This is a genomic window from Rhodococcus sp. (in: high G+C Gram-positive bacteria), from assembly GCF_049299235.1.
Taxonomy (GTDB): Bacteria; Actinomycetota; Actinomycetes; order Mycobacteriales; family Mycobacteriaceae; genus Rhodococcus.
In genome coordinates this window covers 1-3,509 of sequence record NZ_JBAQXC010000214.1, presented here as the reverse complement: position 1 = coordinate 3,509, position 3,509 = coordinate 1, and the positions used below count along the sequence as shown (strand labels likewise).

The following is a 3,509-nucleotide window of genomic DNA, read 5'->3' as shown; positions in this document are numbered from 1 at the left end:
CGGTGGGTTTCGCCGCGCTCCAGTCGGGAGGATTCGGCGGCCTGAACCCGGCCGACGTCCTGCTGCTCGGTGCCGTCGTCGCCGCCGCGATCGGCTATGCCGAAGGTGGCCTGCTCGCGCGCGAACTCGGGCCCTGGCAGACCATCTCGTGGGCACTGGTGCTCAGTGCGCCTGCCACCACCGCCGTGACGGCCTTCGCGATCGCCACCCATCCCCCCACCGGCACCGCGATCGAATGGGCGGCGTTCGCCTACCTTGCCGTTGTGAGCATGTTTCTCGGGTTTTTCGCCTGGTACCGGGGCCTGGCGATCGGCCCGATGACGCGCGTGAGTCAGATTCAGCTCACCCAGCCGGTGATGACGATCTTCTGGGCGGCAGTGCTTCTCGGCGAACGACCGGGTGCTTTCGTACTGGCAGGCGGCGCTGCCGTGATCCTGTGTGCCGCAGCCGCCGTCCGGATCCGGTCAGCGCCGCGACGCCCCGAGCACTGCGAACCGGGCGTGCGGATCGACCCACTCGTGCCGGACCACGAAACCCGCGTCGGTGAGCTCGCGGGCGATACCGTCGAGCCGGAACTTCGCCGAAATCTCCGTGCGTAACTGCTCGCCCTCCGCGAAGGACACCTCGAGGTCCAGGCCGGGGATCTGCACGGTCATCGCCTCGGTGGCCTCGAGCCGCATCTCGATCCATTCGTTGTCGCTGTCCCACAGCGCCACGTGCCGAAACCGGTCCGGTTCGAAGTTCGCACCGAGGCGATGGTTGAGCACGCGCAACACATTGCGGTCGAATTCCGCGGTCACGCCGGCCGAATCGTCGTATGCGGGGACGACGACGGCAGGGTCGACGACGAGACCGACGCCGAGCAGCAGCCACTCCCCGGAGTCCAGGGTCGCGGCGAGCTCGGCCAGGAATTCGGCACGCTCGTCCGGGATCAGGTTGCCGAGGGTGCCGCCGAGGAACGCGATCGCTCGGCGACCCCCACTGGGCAGATGACTCAGCGAACCCGTGAAGTCCCCGACCACACCACGCACCGCGAGCTCGGGATACTCGGCGGAGAGACGACTCACCGCACCGCGTAGGGCAGTCTCGGAGACATCCTGAGGCACATAGGTATGCAGGTAGGGTGCGAGTGCGTCGAGCAACAGCCGGGTCTTCTCCGACGATCCGGAGCCCAGTTCGACCAGCATCTCGGGTTGCACGGCATCGGCAATGTCGGGTGAATGTGTTTGCAGCAGATCACGTTCGACTCGTGTCGGATAGTACTCGGGCAGCCGGGTGATCTGTTCGAACAACTCGCCACCGCGCTCGTCGTACAGCCAGGTCGGCGACAGCCACTTCGGGGTCGCAGTCAGGCCACGACGGGCATCGGCGCGCAGCGCCTCGTCGAGTTCGGCGGGGGTCAGATAGACATCGACGGTCATGGCCGGGCAACCTCCAGCGGGGACACGATCAGGTGTCCCGGTCGGGCACTGACCAGGTGCCGGTCCGGCACCTGCGTCCAGCGCGGATCTTCGTCGTACGGCTCCGAGGCGACCACCGCGACATCCTCGTCGATCAGCGTCCACAGCGAGTGATACCAGGCCGTGGCCCACAGCCCGGAACCATTGCACAACAACATGTTCAGTCGTGACTGCGGAGACAGTGCGATCACGTCGAGGACGAGCCGCATGAGCGCGACTTCGGGGCGGTCCGCGCGCAGGCGCGATCGCAGCAACAGCCACAGCGTCGCCGCGTCCGTGGGCGATTCGAGGTGCAGCAGTTGCGCCACCGGAAGCCGCTGCGCCAGCGACACCAACGTCCCCGGCCAGCCGGTGACCCGGCCGTTGAGACTGAACGCCCACCGGCCGTCCGTGAACGGGGCCGATGCCGACCGCTCCACCGGCATGCCCTCGGTCGCGGACCGGATCGCGGCAAGCATCGCACCGGATCGGATCGACGACAAGCCTTCGGCGACAAACGGGTCCGACCATATCGGCTGGCCGCTCCGGTACCTGCCCGCAGTGCCGTCCGCGGTCCACCACGCCACCCCGTATCCGTCCGCGTTGACGGTGCCGCCACCGCGCATATCCTTCGGCGCCCACGACTGGCGGACCAGCGAATGCCCACCGTCGGTCACCAGCGACTGCGCCGTCCGCACCGGGCCGACGTACCCGACGTGCCTACACATCCGCGACGCTCGCGGAATCGGGAATATCACGCGCACAACGGAATCCCGCGAAGATTTGGCGTCGTTCCGGGTGGTCCCAGTTGCGGAAAGTCCCACGGCATGCGACCGCATCGGTGCCGAACGAGCCACCGCGCAGCACGCGATAGTCGCCACCGAAGAACACCTCGGAGTACTCGCGGTACGGAAACGGGCGGAACCCCGGATACGGTTCGAAACCCGACGACGTCCACTCCCACACGTCACCGATCAGTTGCTGCACCCCGAGCGACGACGCGCCCGCCGGATACGCGCCGACAACCGCGGGACCGAGGTGCCGCTGCCCGAGATTTCCGTGTTCCGGGCCGGGGCCGTCGTCTCCCCACGGAAACCGGGTACTCTTGCGCTCCACGTGATTCCAGCGTGCAGCAGTCTCCCATTCCATCTCCGTGGGCAGTCGCTTCCCGGCCCATCGCGCGTACGCGTCGGCCTCGTGGAAGCACACGTGAACCACCGGTTCGTCCGGATGCACCGGGACCGTGACACCGAACCGCATGCGCCACCAGGCGCCGTCGTGCTCGCGCGTCCAGAACTGGGGTGCCTCCAACCCCACGTCGAGCCGGTGCCGCCAGCCTGCGTCACTCCACACCTCGGGGCGATGGTAGCCGCCGTCCGCCATGAACTCGAGGTAGGCACCGTTGGTGACGGGAACGGTGTCGATGCGGAACGCCGCCACCTGCACGCGGTGCGCGGGTCGTTCGTTGTCGAGGGCCGACGGATCGGTGGATGTCCCGATCTCGACATCGCCTGCGGGGACGGTGATCTCGTCAGTCTCGACGGGTCGGCCGCCTCGCGGTGCGTCCGGGGCGAACAGCACCGGCGGCCCCGAACGCAACTGGTGGGTCGCGAGCATCGTCTCGTCGTGTTGCTGTTCGTGCTGCGCGACCATCGAATACACGAATCCGTCGCGGGTCAGTTCGGAATCGAAACCGCAGTCCGCCAAGGATTCCGACACGCGTGCTCGCACCTCGGCGGCATACTGCCTGGCCTGCTCCGGGTCGAGCAACGGCAACCCGTTCCGCGTGGCCCTGGGATGGCGGAACGCGTCGTACAGGTCGTCGAGGTCTCCCCGAACGGCGGTCCGGCCGGCGGCTTCCCGCAACAGCCAGCGTTCCTCCTGATTGGCGATGTGCGCCAGATCCCACACGAGCGGACTCATCAGCGGCGAATGCTGCGCCGTCAGCTCCGCGTCGTCGATGTCGGTCAGCGTCGATGTGCGCGCGCGGGCGCGGGCGAGATCCCGCAAGGCCTGCGCCCGCACTGCGTTCACCGGTCCAAAACCTCCGGGCCGCGGCCCCGGCAGCAC

General features: G+C 68.0%; 3 protein-coding genes and 1 pseudogene. 1 reads left to right on the top strand and 3 read right to left on the bottom strand.

Annotated features, from left to right (window positions below; translation table 11 throughout):
* A pseudogene (locus WAX14_RS12435) lies at positions 1-464 on the top strand (DMT family transporter); the annotation flags it as partial.
* On the opposite strand, the gene egtD reads toward WAX14_RS12435, so the two are convergent.
* From egtD to egtB, 3 genes are read right to left on the bottom strand one after another with little or no spacing between them, the layout of a single operon-like run.
* Positions 465-1,421 carry an L-histidine N(alpha)-methyltransferase gene (gene egtD / locus WAX14_RS12430; RefSeq protein WP_422628364.1) on the bottom strand — a complete coding sequence of 319 codons (957 nt, stop codon included), beginning with the start codon at positions 1,419-1,421 and terminating at the stop codon, positions 465-467. It lies immediately after the preceding pseudogene.
* The gene (gene egtC, locus WAX14_RS12425; protein ID WP_422628363.1) at positions 1,418-2,167 is read right to left on the bottom strand and encodes an ergothioneine biosynthesis protein EgtC; all 750 of its coding nucleotides are present in this window, start codon (positions 2,165-2,167) and stop codon (positions 1,418-1,420) included. Before egtC ends, egtD begins: the two co-directional genes overlap by 4 nt.
* A complete protein-coding gene (gene egtB / locus WAX14_RS12420; protein WP_422628365.1) occupies positions 2,160-3,473 on the bottom strand; it encodes an ergothioneine biosynthesis protein EgtB in 1,314 nt (437 codons plus the stop codon). The genes egtC and egtB overlap by 8 nt, the downstream gene beginning before the upstream one ends.
* Positions 3,474-3,509: the final 36 nt, after the last annotated feature.